This is a genomic window from Psychrobacter sp. TB20-MNA-CIBAN-0197, from assembly GCF_040309765.1.
Classification (GTDB): Bacteria; Pseudomonadota; Gammaproteobacteria; order Pseudomonadales; family Moraxellaceae; genus Psychrobacter; species Psychrobacter submarinus.
In genome coordinates this window covers 1-231 of sequence record NZ_JBEOPC010001485.1, presented here as the reverse complement: position 1 = coordinate 231, position 231 = coordinate 1, and the positions used below count along the sequence as shown (strand labels likewise).

Annotated in this window: 1 pseudogene; it reads right to left on the bottom strand. The window is 48.9% G+C overall.

The features are described 5' to 3' along the window. Positions 1-231, bottom strand: a pseudogene (locus tag AAEY83_RS18910) (hypothetical protein); the annotation flags it as partial.

The following is a 231-nucleotide window of genomic DNA, read 5'->3' as shown; positions in this document are numbered from 1 at the left end:
CTGTGATCCGTGACATTCAACCATGGCCTGCTGCGCTGGATGCAGCAGAGCACGTTCTGGATGATGTTCTGGATCATCTGCTAAATAAGAAGCCGTCATAAGATGATGACCATTCATAAGCGACACTAGCGTAATGCAGGAGTTGACTGTATAGAACGGTGGCGTAGCATTTTTTTCGTCGCCATTTTCATCATTAAGCGCTGGCTGGCTAGCGTTAGGCAGGCGCTGAAC